This window comes from Synechococcus sp. 'PEA 65AY6A-5F PE A' (genome assembly GCF_047462575.1).
In the GTDB taxonomy this organism is placed as follows: domain Bacteria; phylum Cyanobacteriota; class Cyanobacteriia; order Thermostichales; family Thermostichaceae; genus Thermostichus.
In genome coordinates, this window is record NZ_JAOALE010000006.1 from 15,616 (window position 1) to 35,794 (window position 20,179).

20 protein-coding genes, 1 tRNA gene and 1 pseudogene are annotated in these 20,179 nt (G+C 60.1%); 7 read left to right on the plus strand and 15 right to left on the minus strand.

Annotated features, from left to right (window positions below; all coding sequences use genetic code 11):
* Window positions 1-41: 41 nt before the first annotated feature.
* The 3 genes from GG26_RS03310 to GG26_RS03320 form a co-directional block, all read right to left on the minus strand.
* Window positions 42-404 carry a hypothetical protein gene (locus GG26_RS03310; RefSeq protein WP_099812711.1) on the minus strand — a complete coding sequence of 121 codons (363 nt, stop codon included), beginning with the start codon at window positions 402-404 and terminating at the stop codon, window positions 42-44.
* On the minus strand, window positions 382-1,188 hold the full coding sequence (locus tag GG26_RS03315; RefSeq protein ID WP_099812710.1) for a hypothetical protein: 807 nt from the start codon (window positions 1,186-1,188) through the stop codon (window positions 382-384). The genes GG26_RS03310 and GG26_RS03315 overlap by 23 nt, the downstream gene beginning before the upstream one ends.
* Before the next feature lie 232 nt (window positions 1,189-1,420).
* Entirely contained in the window at window positions 1,421-2,695 is a 1,275-nt protein-coding gene (locus tag GG26_RS03320) for an FAD/NAD(P)-binding oxidoreductase (RefSeq protein WP_414388936.1), read from the minus strand.
* A 458-nt stretch (window positions 2,696-3,153) separates the two neighbouring features.
* Between GG26_RS03320 and GG26_RS03325 the strand changes: the two genes are divergently transcribed.
* Window positions 3,154-5,943, plus strand: a complete 2,790-nt coding sequence (locus GG26_RS03325; RefSeq protein ID WP_414388872.1) for a cation-translocating P-type ATPase — start codon at window positions 3,154-3,156, stop codon at window positions 5,941-5,943.
* A gap of 204 nt (window positions 5,944-6,147) precedes the next feature.
* On the opposite strand, the gene GG26_RS03330 is transcribed toward GG26_RS03325, so the two are convergent.
* Window positions 6,148-7,077 carry a TIGR01777 family oxidoreductase gene (locus GG26_RS03330; RefSeq protein ID WP_414388874.1) on the minus strand — a complete coding sequence of 310 codons (930 nt, stop codon included), beginning with the start codon at window positions 7,075-7,077 and terminating at the stop codon, window positions 6,148-6,150.
* Between the two features lie 96 nt (window positions 7,078-7,173).
* Window positions 7,174-7,353 (minus strand): hypothetical protein, encoded by a 180-nt coding sequence (locus GG26_RS03335; protein WP_143596988.1) that lies wholly within the window; start codon window positions 7,351-7,353, stop codon window positions 7,174-7,176.
* Between the two features lie 105 nt (window positions 7,354-7,458).
* Here GG26_RS03335 and GG26_RS03340 point away from each other — a divergent pair, with 105 nt between their 5' ends.
* Window positions 7,459-8,019, plus strand: a complete 561-nt coding sequence (locus tag GG26_RS03340) for a hypothetical protein (RefSeq protein WP_414388876.1) — start codon at window positions 7,459-7,461, stop codon at window positions 8,017-8,019.
* Here the strand turns inward: GG26_RS03340 and hemB are convergent, their stop codons facing one another.
* Both hemB and GG26_RS03350 read right to left on the minus strand, forming a co-directional pair.
* Complete coding sequence (gene hemB, locus GG26_RS03345; RefSeq protein ID WP_011431536.1) at window positions 8,020-9,006, minus strand: porphobilinogen synthase; 987 nt, start codon at window positions 9,004-9,006, stop codon at window positions 8,020-8,022.
* 55 nt (window positions 9,007-9,061) lie between these two features.
* Window positions 9,062-10,016 (minus strand): annotated as a pseudogene (locus GG26_RS03350) (alpha/beta fold hydrolase).
* Window positions 10,017-10,349: 333 nt separating this feature from the next.
* On the opposite strand from GG26_RS03350, the gene GG26_RS03355 reads away from it, so the two are divergent.
* On the plus strand, window positions 10,350-10,466 hold the full coding sequence (locus GG26_RS03355; RefSeq protein ID WP_011431538.1) for a photosystem II reaction center protein I: 117 nt from the start codon (window positions 10,350-10,352) through the stop codon (window positions 10,464-10,466).
* A 111-nt stretch (window positions 10,467-10,577) separates the two neighbouring features.
* Here GG26_RS03355 and GG26_RS03360 read toward each other — a convergent pair whose 3' ends face one another.
* Complete coding sequence (locus GG26_RS03360) at window positions 10,578-11,018, minus strand: hypothetical protein (RefSeq protein ID WP_011431539.1); 441 nt, start codon at window positions 11,016-11,018, stop codon at window positions 10,578-10,580.
* A gap of 152 nt (window positions 11,019-11,170) precedes the next feature.
* A complete protein-coding gene (locus tag GG26_RS03365; RefSeq protein ID WP_414388879.1) occupies window positions 11,171-11,803 on the minus strand; it encodes a biotin transporter BioY in 633 nt (210 codons plus the stop codon).
* 56 nt (window positions 11,804-11,859) lie between these two features.
* On the opposite strand from GG26_RS03365, the gene hisN reads away from it, so the two are divergent.
* Window positions 11,860-12,654 carry a histidinol-phosphatase gene (hisN, locus tag GG26_RS03370; protein WP_011431542.1) on the plus strand — a complete coding sequence of 265 codons (795 nt, stop codon included), beginning with the start codon at window positions 11,860-11,862 and terminating at the stop codon, window positions 12,652-12,654.
* Window positions 12,655-12,915: 261 nt separating this feature from the next.
* Here the strand turns inward: hisN and GG26_RS03375 are convergent.
* Window positions 12,916-12,986 (minus strand) — tRNA-Gly (locus GG26_RS03375).
* A gap of 94 nt (window positions 12,987-13,080) precedes the next feature.
* Window positions 13,081-13,524 carry a 2TM domain-containing protein gene (locus GG26_RS03380; protein WP_414388881.1) on the minus strand — a complete coding sequence of 148 codons (444 nt, stop codon included), beginning with the start codon at window positions 13,522-13,524 and terminating at the stop codon, window positions 13,081-13,083.
* A gap of 169 nt (window positions 13,525-13,693) precedes the next feature.
* On the opposite strand from GG26_RS03380, the gene GG26_RS03385 reads away from it, so the two are divergent.
* Window positions 13,694-15,658 carry a DICT sensory domain-containing protein gene (locus tag GG26_RS03385; RefSeq protein WP_011431544.1) on the plus strand — a complete coding sequence of 655 codons (1,965 nt, stop codon included), beginning with the start codon at window positions 13,694-13,696 and terminating at the stop codon, window positions 15,656-15,658.
* A gap of 173 nt (window positions 15,659-15,831) precedes the next feature.
* On the opposite strand, the gene GG26_RS03390 is transcribed toward GG26_RS03385, so the two are convergent.
* Together GG26_RS03390 and GG26_RS03395 are read right to left on the minus strand one after the other, a co-directional pair.
* A complete protein-coding gene (locus GG26_RS03390; RefSeq protein WP_414388883.1) occupies window positions 15,832-16,389 on the minus strand; it encodes an SRPBCC family protein in 558 nt (185 codons plus the stop codon).
* A gap of 105 nt (window positions 16,390-16,494) precedes the next feature.
* Window positions 16,495-16,740: a hypothetical protein gene (locus GG26_RS03395; protein ID WP_011431547.1), complete on the minus strand. Its 246-nt coding sequence runs from the start codon at window positions 16,738-16,740 to the stop codon at window positions 16,495-16,497.
* Between the two features lie 106 nt (window positions 16,741-16,846).
* Here GG26_RS03395 and GG26_RS03400 point away from each other — a divergent pair, with 106 nt between their 5' ends.
* Together GG26_RS03400 and GG26_RS03405 are read left to right on the plus strand one after the other, a co-directional pair.
* Window positions 16,847-16,963, plus strand: a complete 117-nt coding sequence (locus tag GG26_RS03400) for a cytochrome b6-f complex subunit PetN (protein ID WP_240527309.1) — start codon at window positions 16,847-16,849, stop codon at window positions 16,961-16,963.
* Between the two features lie 15 nt (window positions 16,964-16,978).
* A complete protein-coding gene (locus tag GG26_RS03405; protein ID WP_011431549.1) occupies window positions 16,979-17,167 on the plus strand; it encodes a hypothetical protein in 189 nt (62 codons plus the stop codon).
* 40 nt (window positions 17,168-17,207) lie between these two features.
* Here GG26_RS03405 and GG26_RS03410 read toward each other — a convergent pair whose 3' ends face one another.
* Both GG26_RS03410 and GG26_RS03415 read right to left on the minus strand, forming a co-directional pair.
* Window positions 17,208-17,588 (minus strand): DUF309 domain-containing protein, encoded by a 381-nt coding sequence (locus GG26_RS03410; RefSeq protein WP_041438668.1) that lies wholly within the window; start codon window positions 17,586-17,588, stop codon window positions 17,208-17,210.
* Complete coding sequence (locus GG26_RS03415; RefSeq protein WP_099812703.1) at window positions 17,588-20,095, minus strand: GAF domain-containing protein; 2,508 nt, start codon at window positions 20,093-20,095, stop codon at window positions 17,588-17,590. Before GG26_RS03415 ends, GG26_RS03410 begins: the two co-directional genes overlap by 1 nt.
* Between the last annotated feature and the right edge of the window lie 84 nt (window positions 20,096-20,179).

A 20,179-nucleotide genomic window follows, 5' to 3' on the forward strand; every position in this document is an offset into this window, starting at 1 on the left:
AGCCAGAACGGCGAAAAAAGGGAGAGTGGACGCCTATCCCCTCAAGAAATCGAGGAGGATTGCCGGGCACTCTTCTCCAAAAGGGAGGTTGCCTGAGGGCTTTCGCGAACGGCCAGTCCCAAGTGAATCAGCGCTGTCTCAACAGTATTGACCTGCTCTGCCAAAGCTTTCCACCCTCTTGCTTTTATGCCGTAGCGCTTACTAAAGTAAGCTCGAGCGGCTGCAAAGGAAGCAAAAGCTTTTTTTAGGGTCGCTGCTGTCCAGGGCTTGGCATTCAGCCGTAGCCAATTCCTTTGACCTTGCTGCTGTCGCTCGGCAACAAGCTGTCCTGTCAACTCAAGGAGCTCAATATAGTTGCGACGCGAGGCCGCGATTGCCGTTTCAAGGCTCTCGATGAGACCCATGGTTATCCTCCAAATTCGCTTGATAAATATCCTGCTCGTTCTTCTGAAGCAACTTTCTAGAACCCGTAGAAGGCAGGTTAGCCTTAAAAATAGCCATGATCCTGTTCAGGTAACTTTGCAGTGAGCTCCTAATCTCTGGAATGGGAATGTAGTTTACCGCGTTCTGAAGCTGGTCAAAGATATGTTTAAGTTCCTTTAGAGCTAAAATGGCACGGCTGACGATCTCCTGGACTTGCAGCTGCTCTTCTGCAAGCTCTCTTATTCTATTGGCCAGCTTCTGATTTTCGTGTTCTTTCTCGACGAGCAAATCTAAAGCTACTTCCTCGCTCTCTTCTATTCTACGCTTAAGTTTTAGGTTTTGCTCTTCCAGAAATTCAATCTGCTCGATTAATAAACCTAACTCGCGCAAAGAACTAAATTCAATACCTCTGCCCACGAGAAAGTTAACAATTTGGTCGCTGCACTCTTGTCTTTGAAGCTGTAGTTCTGTGAGTTTAGGCTCTGCCAATTCCTTTAAGACTCTATGAGCTATTCCTACCCCCAGAAAATCGCCGTCGCCATGTCCAGGAATACTAACCCTCAAATGCCCGCGAACAGCTTGCGTGGGATGTCTGGCACGACGACGGACAATCTCCCAGCCCCACTTTCTTGCCTGAGACAAAATGTCTCGTTTCCGCCAATTTCTTGAAGACTGAATAGTGGTTTGAATCTCTCTCTGCTCCTCTATAACTTCTTCCCGCCTCTTAAGGAGATAGCCAAGCTCGTCTTCTCTGAGACAATCCATAGAACAGAACCTTAAGTGAAACTTCCTTACCTAGTCTACTCGGTTTTCACGGAGACCTGGGCTGATTGTACGGCAAAACCTCACCTCTCAGAAGCTATTGACGTTAAGAAATACTTAGTAGTTTTTCTAACAAGGTTTCTAAGTAACAACACAGCGGCAGAGCGAGCCAGCTCTGTAAAAAAACTCCCCTCTCCCCTTGGGAGAGGGGCTGGGGGTGAGAGGGTGGAGAGCCTTAGTAGCGATGCACCAGCTTATTGATGGGCTTGAAGATGTCGGCCTCAAACCTCTTGCCCTTGAGCATGCGGTTCCAGTACAGCCAGGGCAACAGGTGCACCTTGGCCAAGTACATGGAGTAGCGCTCCCGCGTTGGATCCAGGGGGAAAGAGGGAGCTAGCTTCCCGTCGTAGGCAAACTCTGCCATGATCAGGGAGTTGTAGCCGGTGATCAGGGGGCAGCAGGTGTAGCCGTCGTAGCGGGCCGGCAGCGGCTTGGACTGCATGGCCGCCAAGAGGTTTTCCGCCAGCACCGGCGCCTGCTTGCGGGCCGCGGCTGCCGTCTTGGAAGTTGGCAGGGAAGAGGCATCCCCCAAAGCAAACACGTTGGGGTAGCGGGGATGCTGCAGCGTCCATTTGTCCACCTCCACCCAGCCGCCGGGCCCTGCCAGAGGGCTGCGCTTGACAAAGTCCGGGGCGCTCATGGGCGGAGCCACGTGGATCATGTCGTAGTGCAGGCTCACCTCCTCTTTGCCGCCGTCGGTGGTGACTTCAAAGATGGCCTCCCGGGTCTCGGGCCGGATGGCCTTGAGGTTGTGCCTGAACTTCACCTGGATCCCGCGGCGCTCCACCACCTTCTCCAGGGCGGCGCTGTATTCGGGCACCGCGAAGAGGGTAGGGGTGGCGGTGCAGAAGATAACTTTGGTGTTGACGCCAACGCCGCTTTTGCTCTTGAAAACGTCGTCGGCCATGTACATGATTTTTTGGGGCGCGCCGCCGCACTTGATGGGAGTGGCAGGGTAGGTGAAGATGGCCGTGCCCCCCTGGAAGTTGCGGATGGTCTCCCAGGTGTAGGGGGCGTAGTCTTTGGAGTAGTTGCTGGTCACGCCGCCCTTGCCCAGCGCCTCCGGCAAGCCCTCGATCAGGTGCCAGTCAATTTGGATGCCGGGGGCCATGATGAGGTAGTCGTATTCGATAACTTGGCCATCCTCGGTGATGACGCGGTTGTGATCCGGATCCAGCTCGGTTACTCGCGCCTGGATCCACTTGGCTCCCCTGGGGATCACGGTTTTTTCATCGCGCACAAACTTGGCCAGCGGCGCAATACCCCCACCCACCAACGTCCAGCCGGGCTGGTAGTAATGCTTGTCGGATGGCTCGATGATGGCAATGTCGAGGTTGCGCTGGCGCTCCAGCAACTGGGCTGCTGCGCTGATGCCGGCTGCCCCTCCCCCGACGACGACAATCTGATGGCGGAGAACCGACGCGGACCCCTTCGATCCGATCCCTTGCACCTCAGAGCGCGCGCCGTTTTGCGGCACTGCTGCCGACTGCGCCTGGAATTCCCTTGGCTTTGTAGTCGGTACCACGATAACTCCCTCTAAAACTCAAAACGGAAACAAAAAAGAGACCGATAGACCCGTCGGCCATATTAAAAACAGCAAGAGAGCCAACCAACCCATCCAAGAGCCCGGACAGGTCAGCTAGCATGGGAGGCCGAAGCACTTCGGCTCCCCACAAGCTTTAGCTAATCATACTACCTAATAAGAATATATTCATCCTTTCTATCTATCTGTCGAGAATTTTCAGCAAATCTTAGCCGCCTCCTTAAACGTTGTTGACGCTTGCCTTAGCAAGAGCTGCTCGGGGAGCGTTTTACTGGGAAGGGCAGGCGGCATCCGCTAGGCTGTCAGATGGAGGAAGGTCGGCAGCTCGTCCTGCCGTTGTGTTGTTGTAACTCAAGATTCCGAACATGGCCAAACCTTCATCCCCTGAGCTGCTCCCGGCCCTTGCCTGGCATGCCCTGCCGGAGGAGCAAGCCATCCAGCAGCTCCTCGGAGAGGAGCTCTCTTTGCCGACGCTGTTGGAAAAAGGCCTCTCCCAGGCGGAAGTGGAGCGGCGGCAGAAGCAGTATGGCCCCAATGAGCTGAAGGCCAAGGCAGCTACCCCGGCCTGGCTTAAGTTCCTGCAGCAGTTTAACCAGTCGCTGCTCTACATCCTGATGGTGGCCGGGGCGATCAAGGCGTTCCTAGGCTCCTGGCGCAACGCCATCGTAATCTGGGCGGTGGTGGTGATCAACGCTCTCATCAGCTACATCCAAGAGTCCAAGGCGGAGGAGGCGATTGCCGCCCTGGCCAAGTCGGTGGTGACGGAAGTAACGGTGATGCGGGAGGGGCAGAAAGTGCGGGTGCCCTCGCGGGAGCTGGTGCCGGGGGATGTGGTGCTCTTGAGCTCGGGAGACAGGGTGCCTGCCGACCTGCGCCTGGTAAGCGTGCGCAACTTGCAGGTGGACGAATCGGCCCTCACGGGAGAGTCGGTGCCGGTGGAAAAACGGCTGGGATCCCTCCCCGAAGACACGCCGTTGGCCGACCGCCAGAACATGGCCTATGCCGGCAGCTTCGTCACCTTTGGCCAAGGGGCGGGGGTGGTGGTGGCCATCGGCAACCAGACCCAAACAGGCCGCATCTCCAAGCTGATCGAGGAAGGGGGATCCCTGCAAACTCCGCTGACGCGCAAGTTTGAGGCGTTCAGCCTGACCTTGCTGAAAATTATCCTCACCTTGGCGGCGCTCACCTTTTTGGTGGGCCTGGTGCAGGGCCAAGCGGCAGTGAGTGTCTTTGAAGCGGCAGTGGCGCTGGCGGTGAGCGCTATCCCCGAAGGCTTGCCGGCGGTAGTTACCGTAACCCTGGCCATTGGGGTCTCCCGCATGGCCCGACGCCACGCCATTATCCGCAAGTTGCCGGCGGTAGAAACCCTGGGCAGCGCCACGGTAATTTGCTCGGACAAAACCGGCACCCTCACGGAAAACCAGATGACGGTGCAGGCCATCTACGCCGGATCCCGGCTCTACCGGGTTAGCGGCAGCGGCTACAGCCCCCAGGGCCAGATCCTGTTCCAGGCGGCCGATTCCCCCATCGAAATCCATCAATTGCCTGCTCTTGAGGCTTGCCTCGTAGCTGGCTGCCTCTGCAACGACACCCACCTCCAACCCAAAGACAACGGCCAGTGGGAAGTTGTAGGGGATCCGACTGAGGCGGCTCTGCTCGTGGCGGCGCAGAAGGGGGGTCTGGATCGAGAAGATCTGCAGCGCCGCCGCCCTCGCCTGGACAGCATCCCCTTTGAATCCGAGTTTCAGTACATGGCCACCCTGCACCGGTTGGGGCCGGAGGAGCACTGCATCTACGTCAAGGGATCTGTAGAAGCTCTCTTGCCCCGCTGCGGCAGCCAGATGGGATCCCAAGGGGAGATCCAGCCCTTGGAAGCAGAGCCGATTCGCCAGCAGGTGGAGGCCTTGGCGCGGCAGGGGCTGCGAGTTCTGGCCTTTGCCCAAAAAACCGTCCCCAGCAGCCAAACTCAGGTGGATCACTCAGATCTAGAGGAAGGGCTGATTTTCTTGGGCTTGCAGGGGATGATTGACCCGCCGCGCCCAGAGGCCATTGCCGCCGTGCGCTCCTGCCAAACCGCCGGGATCCAAGTCAAGATGATTACCGGCGACCATGTGCTCACCGCCCAAGCCATTGCCGAGCAGATGGGCCTGGGGGGTGGCAAACCGGTAAAAGCCTACAGCGGCCGGGATCTGGAGCAGCTCGGCCCAGAGGAGTTTGTCACTGCCGCCAACGAGGGATCCGTCTTTGCGCGGGTGGTGCCGGAGCAAAAGCTGCGCCTGGTGAAGGCCTTGCAGTCGCAGGGTCAGGTCGTGGCCATGACCGGCGATGGGGTCAACGACGCCCCGGCCTTGAAGCAGGCGGACGTGGGGATTGCTATGGGAAGGGGTGGCACCGAAGTGGCCAAAGCCGCCGCCGACATGATCCTGACCGATGACAACTTTGCCTCCATCGAGGCCGCCGTCGAAGAGGGGCGCACCGTTTACAACAACCTGCTCAAGGCCATCGCCTTCATCCTGCCGGTGAACGGAGGGGAGTCAATGACCCTTCTCCTCAGCGTCCTCCTCAACCGCGAGCTGCCCATTTTGGCCATCCAGGTGTTGTGGCTCAACATGATCAACTCCATCACCATGACGGTGCCCCTCTCCTTTGAGCCCAGCACGGGGCGGGAGATGACCCAACCACCGCGGGATCCCGACGCCAATTTGCTTTCTCCCCGGCTGCTGCAGCGCATTCTACTGGTTTCAGCCTTTAACTGGCTCTTGATCTTCGGGGTTTTTGAATACATCGAACAAACCACCGGCAACCTCAACCTGGCCCGCAGCATGGCCATTCAGGCGCTGGTGATTGGGCGCATCTTCTACTTGCTCAGCCTCAGCCAGGCTATCCCTACCCTCTTGGGCCGCGGGCGCGCCAGCCAGTTGGAACGCCGCGAACGCCTAATGGATGTGGCGGCTATCACCATCGGCATTGGAGCGGCCATCCTGCTGCAGATCCTCTTCAGCCAGTGGGGCGTGATGAACATCATTTTCGACACGGCACCTTTGTCTTGGGATCAGTGGGGCTTTTGTCTGTTGGTGAGCCTGCCCATGATTGGGGTTGCGGTTCTGGCCAACCGGCTGGATCCGGGAGGGGTCTCGCTGGCTCGCTCCCGCTAGCTGCCTAGGCCAAGGGGGCGTCTTCGGCGGGCTTGACCGGACCCGGGTGGAGAAGAGCCGAGCGCCACTGCTGTGCCGAAGAGGCCTTTTGGAGGGTGCAGCGGCGCCTAAATTCTTGTCCACAGGGATCATCCAGCCTCCTCCAGTCTCTGGGAGGGGCGGCAAGGGCTTGCCGCCAGTTGCGTTTTGGCTGAATGGCTGCCCTCAGCGGTTGCCCTGGGGGATGAGGAGTTGCCGCAGGGCTTCTTTGAGGTGGGGATATTGGAAGGGGAAACCTAGCTGCAGCGCGGCCTGAGGGATTACTTTCTGCCCTGTTAGAACCACCTGAGCTGCTTCGCCCAGCAGCAGTTCTAGGGCTGGGGCTGGTACCGGCAGCCACGAGGGGCGGGCCAAAACTTGTCCCAAAGTGCGGCAGAACTCTTCCATCTGCACCGGGTTGGGGGCAGTGGCGTTGAAGACGCCGGATCCCTGCTGCAGCAGGAAGCAGGCTAGGCTCACCCAGTCGTCGCGGTGGATCCAGGAGACCCACTGCTTGCCAGAGCCAATGGGGCCGCCGAGGAAAAACTGAAAGGGGGCAAGCATTTGGGCCAGCGCTCCCCCATCGGGCCCCAACACGATCCCGGTGCGCAGGATGGCCAGGCGGATCCCCAGCTCCTCTGCCGGGCGGGCGGCAGCTTCCCAAGCTTGACAGACTTCTGCCAAAAAGCCTTGGCCCGGGGGATCCGCCTCCGTCAGGGGATCCCCTTCGGGATGGGATCCGTAGTAGCCCACCGCCGAGCTGCTGAGGAGCACCCGGGGCTTTTGCTGCAGGGAAGCAAGAGCCTGGACAAGAGCCTGGGTAGTTTCCACGCGGCTGCGGCGGATCTCTCTTTTCTTAGCTTCTGTCCAGCGGGAAGAGGCCAGGGGCTCTCCGGCCAAGTTGACAATGGCCTCGTAGCCTTCCAGAGCTGAGGCCCAGGCTTGCGGTTGGTAGGGATCGTACTCCAGCAGCTTGAGGTTGGGGGATGCTCCCAGAACGCGGCGGGCCTGCTCAGGGCGGCGGCTCAAAACCAACACCTCATCTCCTCGCTCCAGCAGGCGGGCCACCAAGCGGCGCCCGATAAAACCACTCCCACCCGTGATGGCAATGCGCATAGGCGGATCCCGATAAGCACCCTACAAGCCCCTGGGCTCTCTGTTGCCTTCGTCCTTTGGACGGCGTAGAGCTTGCCCAAGGTAGGAACCTCTAGCCTAGCGCGTTTCCGGGTTTGGCCATAGCCGGTTTTTCTCTGGGCTGTCCGGCAGTTCCTGCTTGGCGTTGACCGAAGACCCGGAAAAAGAGCCGAAATCCGCCTCCGCCGTACCGGAGTAGAGCTGAAAAGAAAAATGTTTTGGACCACCGCCTGACACGTTCGGAAAAATCGGCTTCAATAAGCCCTAGCTGCGCTTCCCAGTAGCAGAGGTGGTCTTTCATCCCCCGATTGCTTCCCTTCACCCGTGACACCCAAGTCTACTTCGCGTACCTCGGCTCGCCCCATGTCTGTCAATGAGGGGCAGGTTCCTCGGCCTGAGCTGGGCGTCTCTATTGCTCCGCGGCTGCGTCGTTTGCAGGGGCAGGGATCCCTGGTTCGGGCCGGAGCGCCCCCTTCTCTCCCGGTTCCCGGCCCGCGGACGATCCCCGTCCGGCCTTCCTGTTCAAGAAATCTGTCTCGCCTGCGGGAACGACGAGCCCCAGAGCCGGAGCCCCAAGCTTGGGAACTGCTCTGTCGCATCGGGGTGAACCTCGTGTTTACGGCGGCTGCCCTCGGCGGCCTGTATCGCCTTTTACCGGTGCAGTTGGCCCAGCACCACCGCCTGCAGGTTTTGGAGCAGAACCTCGAAGTCCTCTCAGCCCGAGTCTCACGGTTGCGGGAGGGAGTGGATCGCGGCATGGATCCCTTGCAGCAGCAAGCCCTCATCAAGGAACGCCTCAACCGCGTGCCGCCCGATCAAATCCAGGTGCGCCTGGTGGATCCCAGCGACCTAGTAGCCGATGCGGAGAAAAAGGCACCCCCCACCTGGATTGGAGAATCTCCCCAGTTGTCCAGAAGGCCCTAGCTAGGACTGTTGCAGCAGCAGGGCCGCCTCTTTGGCAAAGTAGGTGAGGATCATGTCAGCGCCGGCCCGCTTCATGGCCAAGAGGGATTCCATCATCACCTTCTTGCCGTCGATCCAGCCCTTTTGCTCAGCAGCCTTGATCATGGCGTATTCGCCGCTCACGTTGTAGGCGGCCACGGGCAGATCTGTCGCTTCCTTGACCCGATAGATAATGTCCAGGTAGGCCAAGGCCGGCTTCACCATCACAATGTCCGCCCCTTCCGCCTCGTCCAGCTCCACTTCTCTAAGGGCCTCGCGGGCGTTGGCGGGATCCATCTGATAGGTTTTTTTATCCCCCCACTTGGGCGCGGATCCCAGGGCATCGCGAAAAGGGCCATAGAAAGCGGAGGCATACTTGGCGGAGTAGGCCAGAATCGCCACGTCGGTATAGCCTTGCTCATCCAGGGCCTCGCGAATGGCGCCGACGCGACCGTCCATCATGTCGGAGGGGGCCACGATGTCGGTTCCCGCTTCCGCCTGGGAGAGGGCCTGCTTAACCAACACCTCCACTGTCTCGTCGTTGAGGATCACCCCGTCCCGCACAATGCCGTCGTGGCCGTCGCTGTTGTAAGGATCCAAGGCCACATCCGTGATCACCAGGATCTCGGGGATCTCCTGCTTGATCCGACGCACCGCCCGCTGGATGAGGCCCTCCGGGTTGAAGGATTCTCGCCCCGTGGGGTCTTTCTTTTCTTCGGGCACCACCGGGAAGAGGGCCACCGCCGGGATCCCCAAGTTGGCCGCCTCCTCCACCTCCTTGAGGAGCAGATCCAGGGTGTAGCGGTAGCAGCCGGGCATCGACTCCACCTCTTGCCGCTGGTTCTCCCCTTCCATGACAAACAGGGGGTAGATGAGATCCTGCACCCGCAGGTGGGTCTCCTGAACCAGCTGGCGAAGGGCCTCGGTGCGCCGCAGCCGGCGGGGACGGTAGATCAGGTCTTGGCTCATAGGAGCAGGAGAAAGAGGGCCTCTCTATTTTGCCATGAGGGCCCCAGGAGCTCAGTCAAAGCGGAGGGGGAAAATGCCGCTCCAACCAGCAGCCAATTGCTTGCTGAACAGCTGCAGCCTCGCAGTCGTGCAAAAGGTCGTGGCGCGACTGGGGAAAATCGTAGACTTCACCCTTGGGAAGCCGACAGGCAAACTCCACAGCGCCAGCAGGATTGACAACAATATCGGCAGAGGTGTAGAGCACCAAAACTGGCAGCTCCAGCCGGTGGGCTTGTTCAAGGCAGCGCCGGCCGCTGCGCACCAGCTCCGCCGTAAACCGGGCCCGGGTAACACCACACACGTAAGGATCTGCAGCCAAGGCTGCCTGCTGCTCCGCTAGGGAGGTCACCCGCCCGGGTTCGTAGAGGCCGGTCAGGGCCAACTGGGGCAAAACCTTGTCCAAGACCTGTAAAAGACCCCAGGTAAAGTGGTTGAAATAGTGGTCGATACGAAAGGCCGGGGAGATAAGGATCAAACCTTGCACCTGGTCGGGGTGAGCAAGCGCATATTCCGTAACCCAATTGGCCCCTGCACTGTACCCACACCAGATCTGCGGGAGCTCTCGCTGGGGCCAAACTTGCTTGACGATTGCCTCTAGATCCGCTTGGTACTGGCCGAAGCGGTCGATCCAGCAGCGAACCAAATCCCCGCATGTCGGGCGCCAAAGCTTCCCACCCCTGAGCCGCCAACTCCGCCGCCAAGGGGCCAAACCCGCCGCCGTGATCCCCTTTGCCGTGCAACAGCAACACCCGGCCCCGCGGGGATCCCTGTAGCCAGTGGCGCAGAAAAACCGCGGTGCCGTCTGAAAGCTGTAGTTCCCGGGAGCAATAGATCTCTTGAGACGACGGAGGTCTTGCCTGACTGGGCAACCGCTCCTCTGAAGCATCCCAGTGGTTTAACTGATGAACTGGATTACCGGACAAGTCAAAAGGCATAGATAGGTACCCAGCCAGCAAAGCCGCAGATCCCATCCTCCCATTCCCCAGCCTTCTCCAACACTGCTGCCGCTGAGCGAGCGCAATGTTGCTTTTCGCTTTAAAACATTTCTTAACAATTTTGCCCCTTGCCAGGGATCCCTATCTGGCCGAGCTTTGCGGCTCTTTTCCGGCAAGTGTCCGAGGCGTTTTGGGGACAAATTGGGGCCAACGGCGGGAATGAGGAGCTGTTGGGAGGTATGATCTTGTGAAGAACTTTTGCCGAGCCTCAGGTCTGACGGGATCCCGTCTCCGTGGCTGTCGGTCTTTGCTCTACCATTGCTTTGTTGCTTGTTCGCTTCATCCACTTGGAAACGGGTCGCTGAAACTATGCTGTTACTGAAAATCTCTGTTTACGCGGTGGTAATCTTTTTTGTGGGACTGTTTGTTTTTGGTTTCTTGAGCAATGACCCTGCCCGCAACCCCAACCGTCGGGACATGGAATGAGGGATCCCGCATTTGGGCGTTCCTGGTGAGAAGGGCTTACGCCTTAAGGGGGTGCTTGACGCATCCCCTGCTTTCGCTTAGCTCTCAATCCAAAGCAACGGCTCGGCTTGCCTACTGAAAGACTGTAATCAGAAGAGTCTGGGATCCAGAGCGGTTTTGCTGGTCAAAGGCAGTGATTCGAAACTGCCAAACGCCGGCAGGATCGCCAGGAGCAACCCGGAAGTCGGTGTTGAAGCTACAGAAAGTGGCACCTGGGCTGCAGCCAACCTGCTGGGGGCTAAAGACTTCCCTTTGCACGCGCGTGCCAAGCGGGTTGAAGGTTTCCAGTTCCACAAACTGGGTTGAGCGGGCGCCGCCCGGCACACTGACCTGCACCGTGAAAGCCGGTGTGGAGGTGCCTACGCGCCCAGAGGTAGGCGGATTGATAAAGGAAACGGTTGGGCTTTGGGGTGGAATGACAATCGATCCGCCAGAGTTGCCGCTGTTGCCGCAGGCGGTCAGAGTGGTGGCTAGAAAGCCCGTTGCCAAGAGAGTTAGCGCAGCGCGTCGCATTCTTGCCTTTTCTCACGAAACTTTGCAGAAACCTGGTGAAACCTTGGAAACCCCTTGTCCCTTCTCTGGGGCAAGTTTGCCTCTAGGCTAATCTTTGCTGCTCCAGCCCAAGAGCAAATGCGCAATCGCGCAAAGATAGAAGGTCTTTTGCGCTAAAGCAGCAGCAAGCGCCGCAGGATCAGGGCTAGGAGGGCAGCGAAGCTGACCACGATGAGCTGTCCTGGCAGGGTATAGCCAGAGTAGAGCCGAAGCAACTGCAGCAACTCTCCATTCCAGGGCTGAGTAGCTAAGAGATAGGTGATCCCGGTCAGGTGAACCAGGGTCAGGGCCACCAAACCGGCGGCGGCCAAGTCTTGCAGACGCACCGGCGCAGAGAGGCTGGGCTGCACGTAGGGGTTGCGGCGAGGGGGAAAGGAGGCGCGCGGTAAATGAGGATCCGTTTGTCGAAAGGCCATTATCCCGCAGGCCCAGGCTGCAGGCAGAAACCCGAGCAAATAGCCGAAGGCGGGCTGGTACAGGTATTGCCATCCGCCTCCTTGGGCAAACACCTGCAGTCCCGCCAACCCCAATCCCAGATAGACGATCTGAGCGCACACTGCCGCCACCGGCCCCGCCAGACAGGCCGTCAGCAGCACGCCGCCGATTTGCAGGGAAAAGCTATATCCGCCCACCCCTGGCCACTGAGGCGGCAAGCTCACCTGGGTTAGGGTGCCCAAAATGGTCAAGATCACCCCAATCGCGATCCAGAGCCATTCCAGAGGGGTTAACAGTCGGCCAGAGCGCATAGCCGAGGGGAAGTCTTTTTCTATGCTAGAAGAGGACAAAGTACAGAGAGAGTAAGGTGGTCAAGCCAGAATGGATTGAATTGGCGCAGGCCCTGGCCGAGGCTGCCGGAGCGGTGATCCGACCTTTGTTTCGCGGGGAGCTGAAAGCCGAATACAAGGAGGCCCGCTCGCCAATTGTAACGATAGCCGACCGGGAGGCGGAACGGGCGATGCGGGCGCTGCTGGCCGCCCACGTGCCGGAGCACAACATCCTCGGCGAGGAGTTTGGCTTCCACCAGACCGGATCCCCCTACACCTGGGTTTTGGATCCCTTGGATGGCACCATCGCCTTTTCCACCGGCAAGCCCACCTTTGCCACTTTGATCGCCCTGTTGGCGGAGGATCGCCCCATCTTGGGCCTCATCGATCAGCCGGTGCTGCGCGAGCGCTGGCTGGGGGTGCAGGGACAACCAACCCGCTGGATAACCCCCTCCACCCAACAGCTCACGCGCACCAAAGCCACCACTGAACTCAGCCGCGCCTACCTAAGCTGCACCACCCCCGATTTGTTCGCCCAGCCTGACCAGCGGCAGCGCTTTCAGCAGCTCAGCCGCTCGGTTCACATCACCTCTTACGGCGGCGACGGCTACCAGTACGGCTTGTTGGCCAGCGGCTACATCGATCTGGTGATGGAGTGTGGGCTTGCCCTCTACGACTTTGCTGCTCTCGTGCCTGTTATCGAGGGATCCGGCGGCCTGATTACCGATTGGTCGGGGGATCCCTTGACCCGCACGTCTAGGGGGGAAGTGCTGGCGGCGGCCAACCCCGACTTGCATCGCCAGGCCTTGGCTGCAATAAGCTCCGAGAGGTAGTCCCTAGCCCGAAGGTAAGCGCTGGGGAGCGATTGTTAGAAATTGTTGCTGACAAGATAAGGCTCTAGCCAAGTTCTTCGTCCGGCGCCCCCGTCGACAACCGGTACCGCCACCCCCGGCAGTGCCAGTTCAGACCAAAAGCGTACCAAGCTTTCCCTTTTCTCCATAGCCGTTTCCTGACACTTTCTGACCCCAAACTCAACTGCAGTTTAAGGCTGGAAGTGCTTATCTGGAGCGGGTTTATGGCTTTGGGTGGCTGGAAGCGGGCGAACGGAATCGAACCGTCAACAGCAGTTTGGAAGACTGCGGTTTTACCATTAAACTACGCCCGCACAGGCATTTGCCTCTGCAGCTACCTATACTAGCATCTGCCGGCAGTCTCCTTCTAAGACCATCGCCGCTCAAAGCAGAGAGACGAGATGCTACTCATCGACGCTGAAGCTTCTTCTGGCGTTTCTTTTGCCACTGCTGAAACTCCTTTTCGTAGCGTTCACCCTCCGTTTGATAGGCGTTCCAGCCTTTGAGGGAAACTGTCAAGCCCCAGCCCATGAGTATAAACAGCGACCAGGATAGCCCTCCGCCGGAAAGCCAGTCCAAGCCCAGCAGAAAGCTGTTGACAATTGCATATCGCCCCAGCAACTGGTAAAACTGCCGGCGGCGGTAGCGCTGGAATTCGCGATGTTGGCTGTTCAGCTCTTGCCAAGCCTTCCATTCCTGTTCGGCCAGATTCAGCTCTTGGGGGGAGATCCCCAGTTCGGCGGCCATCTCCTGCAGTTGGGCGCGGGTAAACTCGCCCAGACGCGGCTGGCGGGCCATGGCCCGCTGGAGAATTTGTTGCACGTCCTCTTGGCTGTACCGGGATCCCGACATTGGGTCTACACACAACCTTACAATTCTTAGCCCAAGTTAGCCAGATCTTGCAGCTCGTTAAGTTCGCCTTGCTGCAGAACCCAACCGCTAGACTAAACCTAGGCCAGCCCGCCAGGCGCTTTCTCCACGGCTAAGTTACTCCTTGCCAACCGAACTTGCCAATAGGGCTATGACTTCTACCCGCCCTAGATCCCGCCAGAGCCGTCAGAGTCGGACTTCCCTATTGAGCGATCTGCTGGAGGCTTTGCCCCATCTGCGCCCGCAACTTTATTTCAAGTCTTCTCTGGTTGCCCTTAGCCACGCCATCGAGGATCAGGTGTTGCAAGGTCAGGGATCCCCGTGGGTGTTCGCCAATTTTCAAAAGGAGCGCTACTACCGCCAGGAGGCGCGGCGCTACCGTCGCATCGGCGCGGTTGCCCAAGATGTGTTTGTGTTGGCTGCTCCCGATGGGGCTCAGGCCGACCTGCCCCCTGACTTTATCCCCCTGGATCCGGAGGATCCGCTGGCGCAGGAGTGGCATTTGATCGTTATCGACGCCCACTATGCCACCTGCTTGGTGTGTCGGGAGCGGCCCTGGCAGGGCAGCGACATGGATGCGGCCCGCCAATTCGATGGCATCTGGTCATTTGATCGCTCCGTCACTGCCCAGGCGGCTTTGGCTCTGTTGCCGAAGATCCTTGGCTACCGTCCGGATCTGGCCCCTCGCCTGGAGCCGGTTCGCCAGTACCTCGAAGGAGCTCCCCAGGATGCTGACAGCCAACTGAACCCCGGCCCTTTTACGGAGCGGCTGATCACCTATCTCCAGGTAGGGCAATACAAGCTGCAGCGGGCCTATCGCACCATTCAAGCTCAAGAGCGCAAAGAACACTTGATCAACCGCATCAGCAGCGCCATTCGCCAGTCTTTGCATCCCGGCGATATCCTGACCATTGCCGTTCAGGAATTGGGTCAGGCAGCGAAGGTGGGGCGCTGTTTGATCTACCGCTACGACGGTCAGGTTCCTGCTGTCCAGATCGATCACGAGTATCACACCCTGACGATGGGCAGCCTCAAGGGATCCCTCTGGCCCGTGCCAAGCAACCCTTTTTTGCAGGAGGCGATGGCCTCGGCCCAACTGGTGTGTTGCGAGGACACCCAAAAGGATCCGCGCTTGCAGCAAGTGCCGGAGCTGTGGCAGGCGGCGCAAATTCGCGCTTGGGTGGCCATGCCGATTCTCTATCAGGGGCGGTTGCTGGGCCTATTGGAGCTGCACCACCAACACCCCCGCCGCTGGCAGCTGGCCACCCTGGAGCTGGCGGAAGCCATTGCCAACCAGGTAGGAGTAGCCCTCCTGCAGGCAGAAGCCTATCAGCACCTGGAAGAGCTGAATCGCCAGTTGCAGGCTCTGGATCGGGCCAAGTCGGAGCTGATTGCCGTGATCGGGCACGAGCTGCGCACTCCTTTGTCCACCATTCAAGTGTGTCTGGAGTCTTTGGCCGGCGACCCCGACATGCCCTTGGAGAGGCGCCAGGAGATGTTGAATGCGGCCCTGCAGGATGCCGGTCGGCTGCGGGAGCTGGTGCAGGATTTTCTCACCCTCTCCAAGCTGGAAAGTGGTCGCGTTCGCTGGCATATCGAGCCGTTGTCTGCTCAAGAATGTGTGGAGCTGGCCCTGAGCAATGTCAAAGCGCGACGACGGCACGAGGAGTTACCCACCATCGAGCAGGCGCTGCCCAAACGGCTGCCGATGGTCAGGGCAGATGGCGAGTGGCTGGTGGAAGTGTTGCGCAAGCTGTTGGACAATGCCTGCAAGTTTACTCCTCCCAGCGGGCGGATCTGGATCCGGGCAGAGGTGGAGCCACCAGCCGGCGAACCTGGAGAAGCGATGGTGAGATTTACTGTGGCCGACAGCGGGCGAGGCATTGAGCCGGAGCGGTTGCAAGCCATCTTCGAGCGGTTTTACCAGGCAGAGGGATCCCTGCGCCGTTCCGTGGGCGGGACGGGTTTGGGGCTGGCCATCTGCCGGCTGATCGTTGAGGCGATGGGGGGGCGCATCTGGGCCGAATCGCCGGGGATCAACCAGGGCAGTGCCTTCCACTTCACCCTGCCGATAGCAAACCCACGAACCCAGACTCAGCCCTCGATGGCCGCCTGAAAAGTGGGGGGCTGCCAGGCTGCTGCGATGAGCTGGGATCCCAGCCGGCAAATGCAAACCGCGAATGTCCAACAAATCAGGTTGCCGCATAGCTCCCCTCTCCCAAAGGGAGAGGGGCTGGGGGTGAGGGACGTCCCTTTGGGAGAGGGGCTGGGGGTGAGGGATGGCACGCCCTATTGGGAGTATAAACTCAGGCAGCGCTCCCGAATGGCCTGGAGATTGAAGGCCAAGTCTCGGCAGATGCGCCGTTCCACCAGGCCGACCGGCATGCGGCGCGGCGGCTTCACCTGCAGGTGGTAGGTGAGCAAAGTTTGCTGGTTTAGCCACTCGGCCAGCTCCCAAAACCCCTCGAAAAGGAGAAAGTCCCCCTCTATTTCTTGGAAGCGAAGCTTGTGGGGAAAGATTTCCTCAATGGCCAGCACCACTGCCGCCGAAAAGCGGGCAAAGAGAACCTTTTGGGATCCCACCTGGCGTACCAGCTTGCGGCCGTTCTCGCTGCCGAGGAAGCGGCTTTCCACCAAGTTGGGCACAAACTCCGCCAGATGGTCGTAATCGGTTAAAACCTGCCAAACCCGCTGCCGCTCCACCGGGATCAAGACGCAACCTCGCACTTGGCGGCGGCGATCCCCCAAGTCCTCCACCTCCACTTGGATGTCTTCGGGAACTGGGATCCCGTCTTGCGGGGCAGGGTCTGGGAGGCTTTGGGGATCCTGTGCGGAGTCGGAAGGCATGGCCAGCAATCGAAGCGCGTCAGGGTTGCAGAACAAAGGGGAAGGGCCGGCAGCCCCAACCCAAGCCCAGTCCATTGTACGAGGAATTGTATAGGGGACAACGCGCTAGGGGAAAAAGGCCCGGAACCAGGCGACGATCACCTGCCACACCTGCTCCAAAAAGGCGAAGGGATCCCGCAGCTCCTGCAACACCTGCCGCGGGCCAATTCTAAAGACCACGTACAGCACGGCCAGGAGGACCACGATCCCCACCGCCGTCCAGATGGCCTCCCGAACCACCCGCACCCAGAAAACCAGCACAAAAATGGCGATGGCCACCGCGGCCACCAGCGGCAGGGTCTCCAGTACCATCGCGTCCTCCCTTTGGCTTGGGTTTTGGCCTCTGACCTTAATCTACCCAGTCGAGCCCTGTTGTAGATGCGCCGGGGATCCCATCCCGTAAAATGGGATCACCCCGATGAGCCTTCTTTGCTTGGCTAGACCTATGGACATCATCACCTTTGGCTGGGTTGCCGTTGCGGCTTTCTTCGCCCTTTCCATTGCCTTCGTGGTTTGGGGCCGTAACGGCATGTAGCCCCAAGCATCCCCCTTGTCCTTCGCTACCTCTGGCTCTATGGAAACCGACTTGCCCTGGGTGGCCCGCCTTGCGTATGGGAGCATCTTTTTGCTCTTGACGGCTGTAACGGTGGGCGTTGGCTACATCACCTTTATCGACTGGCGGGATCGGCGGCGGCGCAACGAGGCAGAACGGCAGGCTCGCCGCTCCAAGCGTCGCTAGCTCCTGGGGTTCTGGGAGAGGGGCCAAGAAGTTTCTCATCTCAATCGGGCTTACCGCCAACAACCCTCAGAGTAGGAGAGGCTACCGGGGGCAAGGGATCCTCAGGCTGGAGGCAAGAGAGCTCTTGCAGGAGGCTCTGGTTGGCTTCCCAGAGAGCTTGCAGGTTGTAGCCAGCGTAGGTGGGCAGAAAGTCGGCCAGCTTGCGGTTGGCCTCCCCCAGCAGGATCATGCAGCCGCGGCGGTTGCCGTTTTGCAGGTGGTAGTAGGCCACGGCGGTTTGCAACAGCCCCTGGTAGAAGCGCCGCTCCGGATCCACCGCTTCCATCCACAGGGCCTCCAGGGTGTCGTGGCAGGCGTAGAATTCCCCCCGGTTGAATTGCTCAACCGCCCGTTGCAGCGCTTCCAAATCGCAATCGCCCATCACGCAGTGCAAGAGGTCTGCCCAGGCAGGGATCCTTGCGGCAACACCAGGGTAAAGCACGTCTTGCCCTGGCCGCTTTCTATAGAGACGCAGCCCCCCAGCCGCTGCATCCACTGCTTAACCAAAGCCAGCCCCAGGCCGGTGCCGCCCCGCTTCCAGGGATCCCCGCTGGGAATGCGGTAGAACTTCTCGAAGATGCGCTCCCACTCGCTGCGGGGAATCTCCACCCCCTCGTTGACCACCCGAATTTGCACTTGTTCAGGGCTGAGGCGGCGCGCCGTCACCGTGATGCGGTGCTGAGGCGGGGTGTACTTGCAGGCGTTGTTGACCAGCTCCTGTACCACCCGCGTCAAGGCGGCCTGATCCGTCACCACCTTGCCCACCTTCGGGTCAATCTGCCACTGCAACTGTTGCTGATTGGCCTCGGCCCGCTGCACAAAGGGCTGCAGCACAGTGGGCAGCCAGGCGGCCAGGGACACTTCTTCAAGATGAAGGGGTTTGGATCCCTGCTCCAACCGCTGCAGATCCAGCAGATCGTTGATCAATTCCGCCTCGCGCTCGCACTCCTGCTCTAGGATTTGCAGATATTGCTCCCGTTTTTGGGGGGTGCGGGCCATTTTCAGCAGTTGGATGGCCATTTTCATGTTGGTGATGGGGGTGCGCAGCTCGTGGGAGACGGTGCTTAAAAAATCATCTTTGAGGCGGTTGAGGCGCTCCAGCTCGCTGATTTGTTGCACCGAGGCCTGGTAGAGGCGAGCCTGGCGGATGGCGATGGCACAGTGATCCGCTACCTGCTGTACCACCTGCATCTCCAGGGTATCAAAGCACTCGGCTGCCGCCTTGGCCAACCACAGATCGCCCAACGCCCCCTGGTCATCCCGCAGCGGGCAAACCAAAAGCGTCAGCCCTTCCCGCCGTGGGATCCAGCTTTGCCCCGGCAGATGGCACAGTTGCGCCGCCTGCCCCCTTTGCAGTTGTCGGTAGAGATCTGGGTAGTCGGCCAGGGTTAGGGTGATCCCGCCGGCGGGCGGCAGGGCGGCGGTGTATTCATAGCGCACGGTGGCCTGGCCGGCTGCTCCCTCGTAGAGGCAGAGATCGCAGCCTTGGATGGGCAGCCCCAGCGCCAACTCCTGCACCACCGCCCGCAGGATCTGGGCTTCGTCTAGGCTGCTGCGCACCTGGTCGGTAACCCGCTGCAAGAGGGCATCCATGGCCAAAGAGCGCTGCAGGGCCGCCGTCCGCTCCTCTACCTCGTGCTCCAGACGGGCGTTGAGATCTTGCAACTGCCGGTAGAGCTGGTTTTGCGCAATCGACAGGGCCAGGTGCACCGCAGCGCGGCCGACCAGCTCCAGCTCCGCGGCCGACCAGGCCTTGGGCTCGTCAACTTTCAGCTCCCGCCAAGCGGCAAAGGAGATCAACGGCAGTTCTTGACGGGGATCCTCCCCACCTTCCCCTTGGGCGGGCCAGCGGTAGCCGGCCCAGTGGGTCTCTTGGCAGAGGGCGCCGCGAAAGACGCTCAGCCAGCCCACCAGCTGCTCGTTCCAAACCAGCGGCACCGCCAGCAGCCCGCGAATGGGCGTCTGCTGCAGCTGGGCCTGCAGTTCTGGCCACTTCTCCAACTGGGAAAGCGACCACGTCTTCACCCCGTTTCCTGCTGTCTTGGGCCTTCCCACCTGCTCCTGCAGCCAGGCGTCGTAGCCTGCCGGCGGCTGGATCCCATGGTGGCAGAGGGTGTCCAGGCCCAGGAACCGGATGCGCAGCCGCGCCCCGATCCCTTGGAGGCCGGCGGTAAGCTGCTCCAGCACAGTGGTCAAGGTGGTCTCGGGGTGGAGCGGCGAGTACACCAGCGCCGCAATTTGGTTAATCAAACGTTCCTGCTGCGCCTTTTGCCGCGCCTGCTCCAGCAATTCCGCCTGGGCAATGGCAATCGACACCTGATCCGCCACCAACTGCACCACCTGCAGCTCTTCGGCAGAGTAGGAGCGGGGCTCGGCGTGGTGGGAGACCAAGAGCCCCCACAACTGCTGGTGATGCAGGAGGGGTACCACCAGGGAGGAGGCCACCCCCATGCACTTGAGGTAGTGGGCATGGCAGGGATCCACCAGCCGCTGCGGCACCTCGCCCAGGGGCAAAAGCCGGGCCTGGGCAAAGCGGCCCAGCGACTCCGGCTGGCTGAGGAAGCGGGTCTGGGCCTCCACATCCACGATCACCCGCACCTGGGCCAGGCGAAACAGCTGCCGCGCCTCTTCTGGGATATCCCCCGCCGGAAACGATAGGCCCAAGAGGGAGGGCAACCGCTCGGCTTGTCGGGCTTCCGCCACCACCGTCCCATGGCCTTCCGGGTCGAAGCGGTATACCTTGACCCGATCCGTGCCCAAAAAGGCGCGCACCTCCTCCACCGTTGCCCTCAGGATCTGATCCAGCTCCAGGGATTGCCGGATCTGGTGGGTAATGCGGTTGATGAGGACATCCCGGCTGGCGCAGGCTGCAGGGGCCAAGGTTTCCATAGCTATAGGGGAGTGCAAAAGTATTGGAAGCTACACCTCCTCTTTCACGATAGCGCCCCCTGCCGGGAAGTTAGAGAGCCCCAA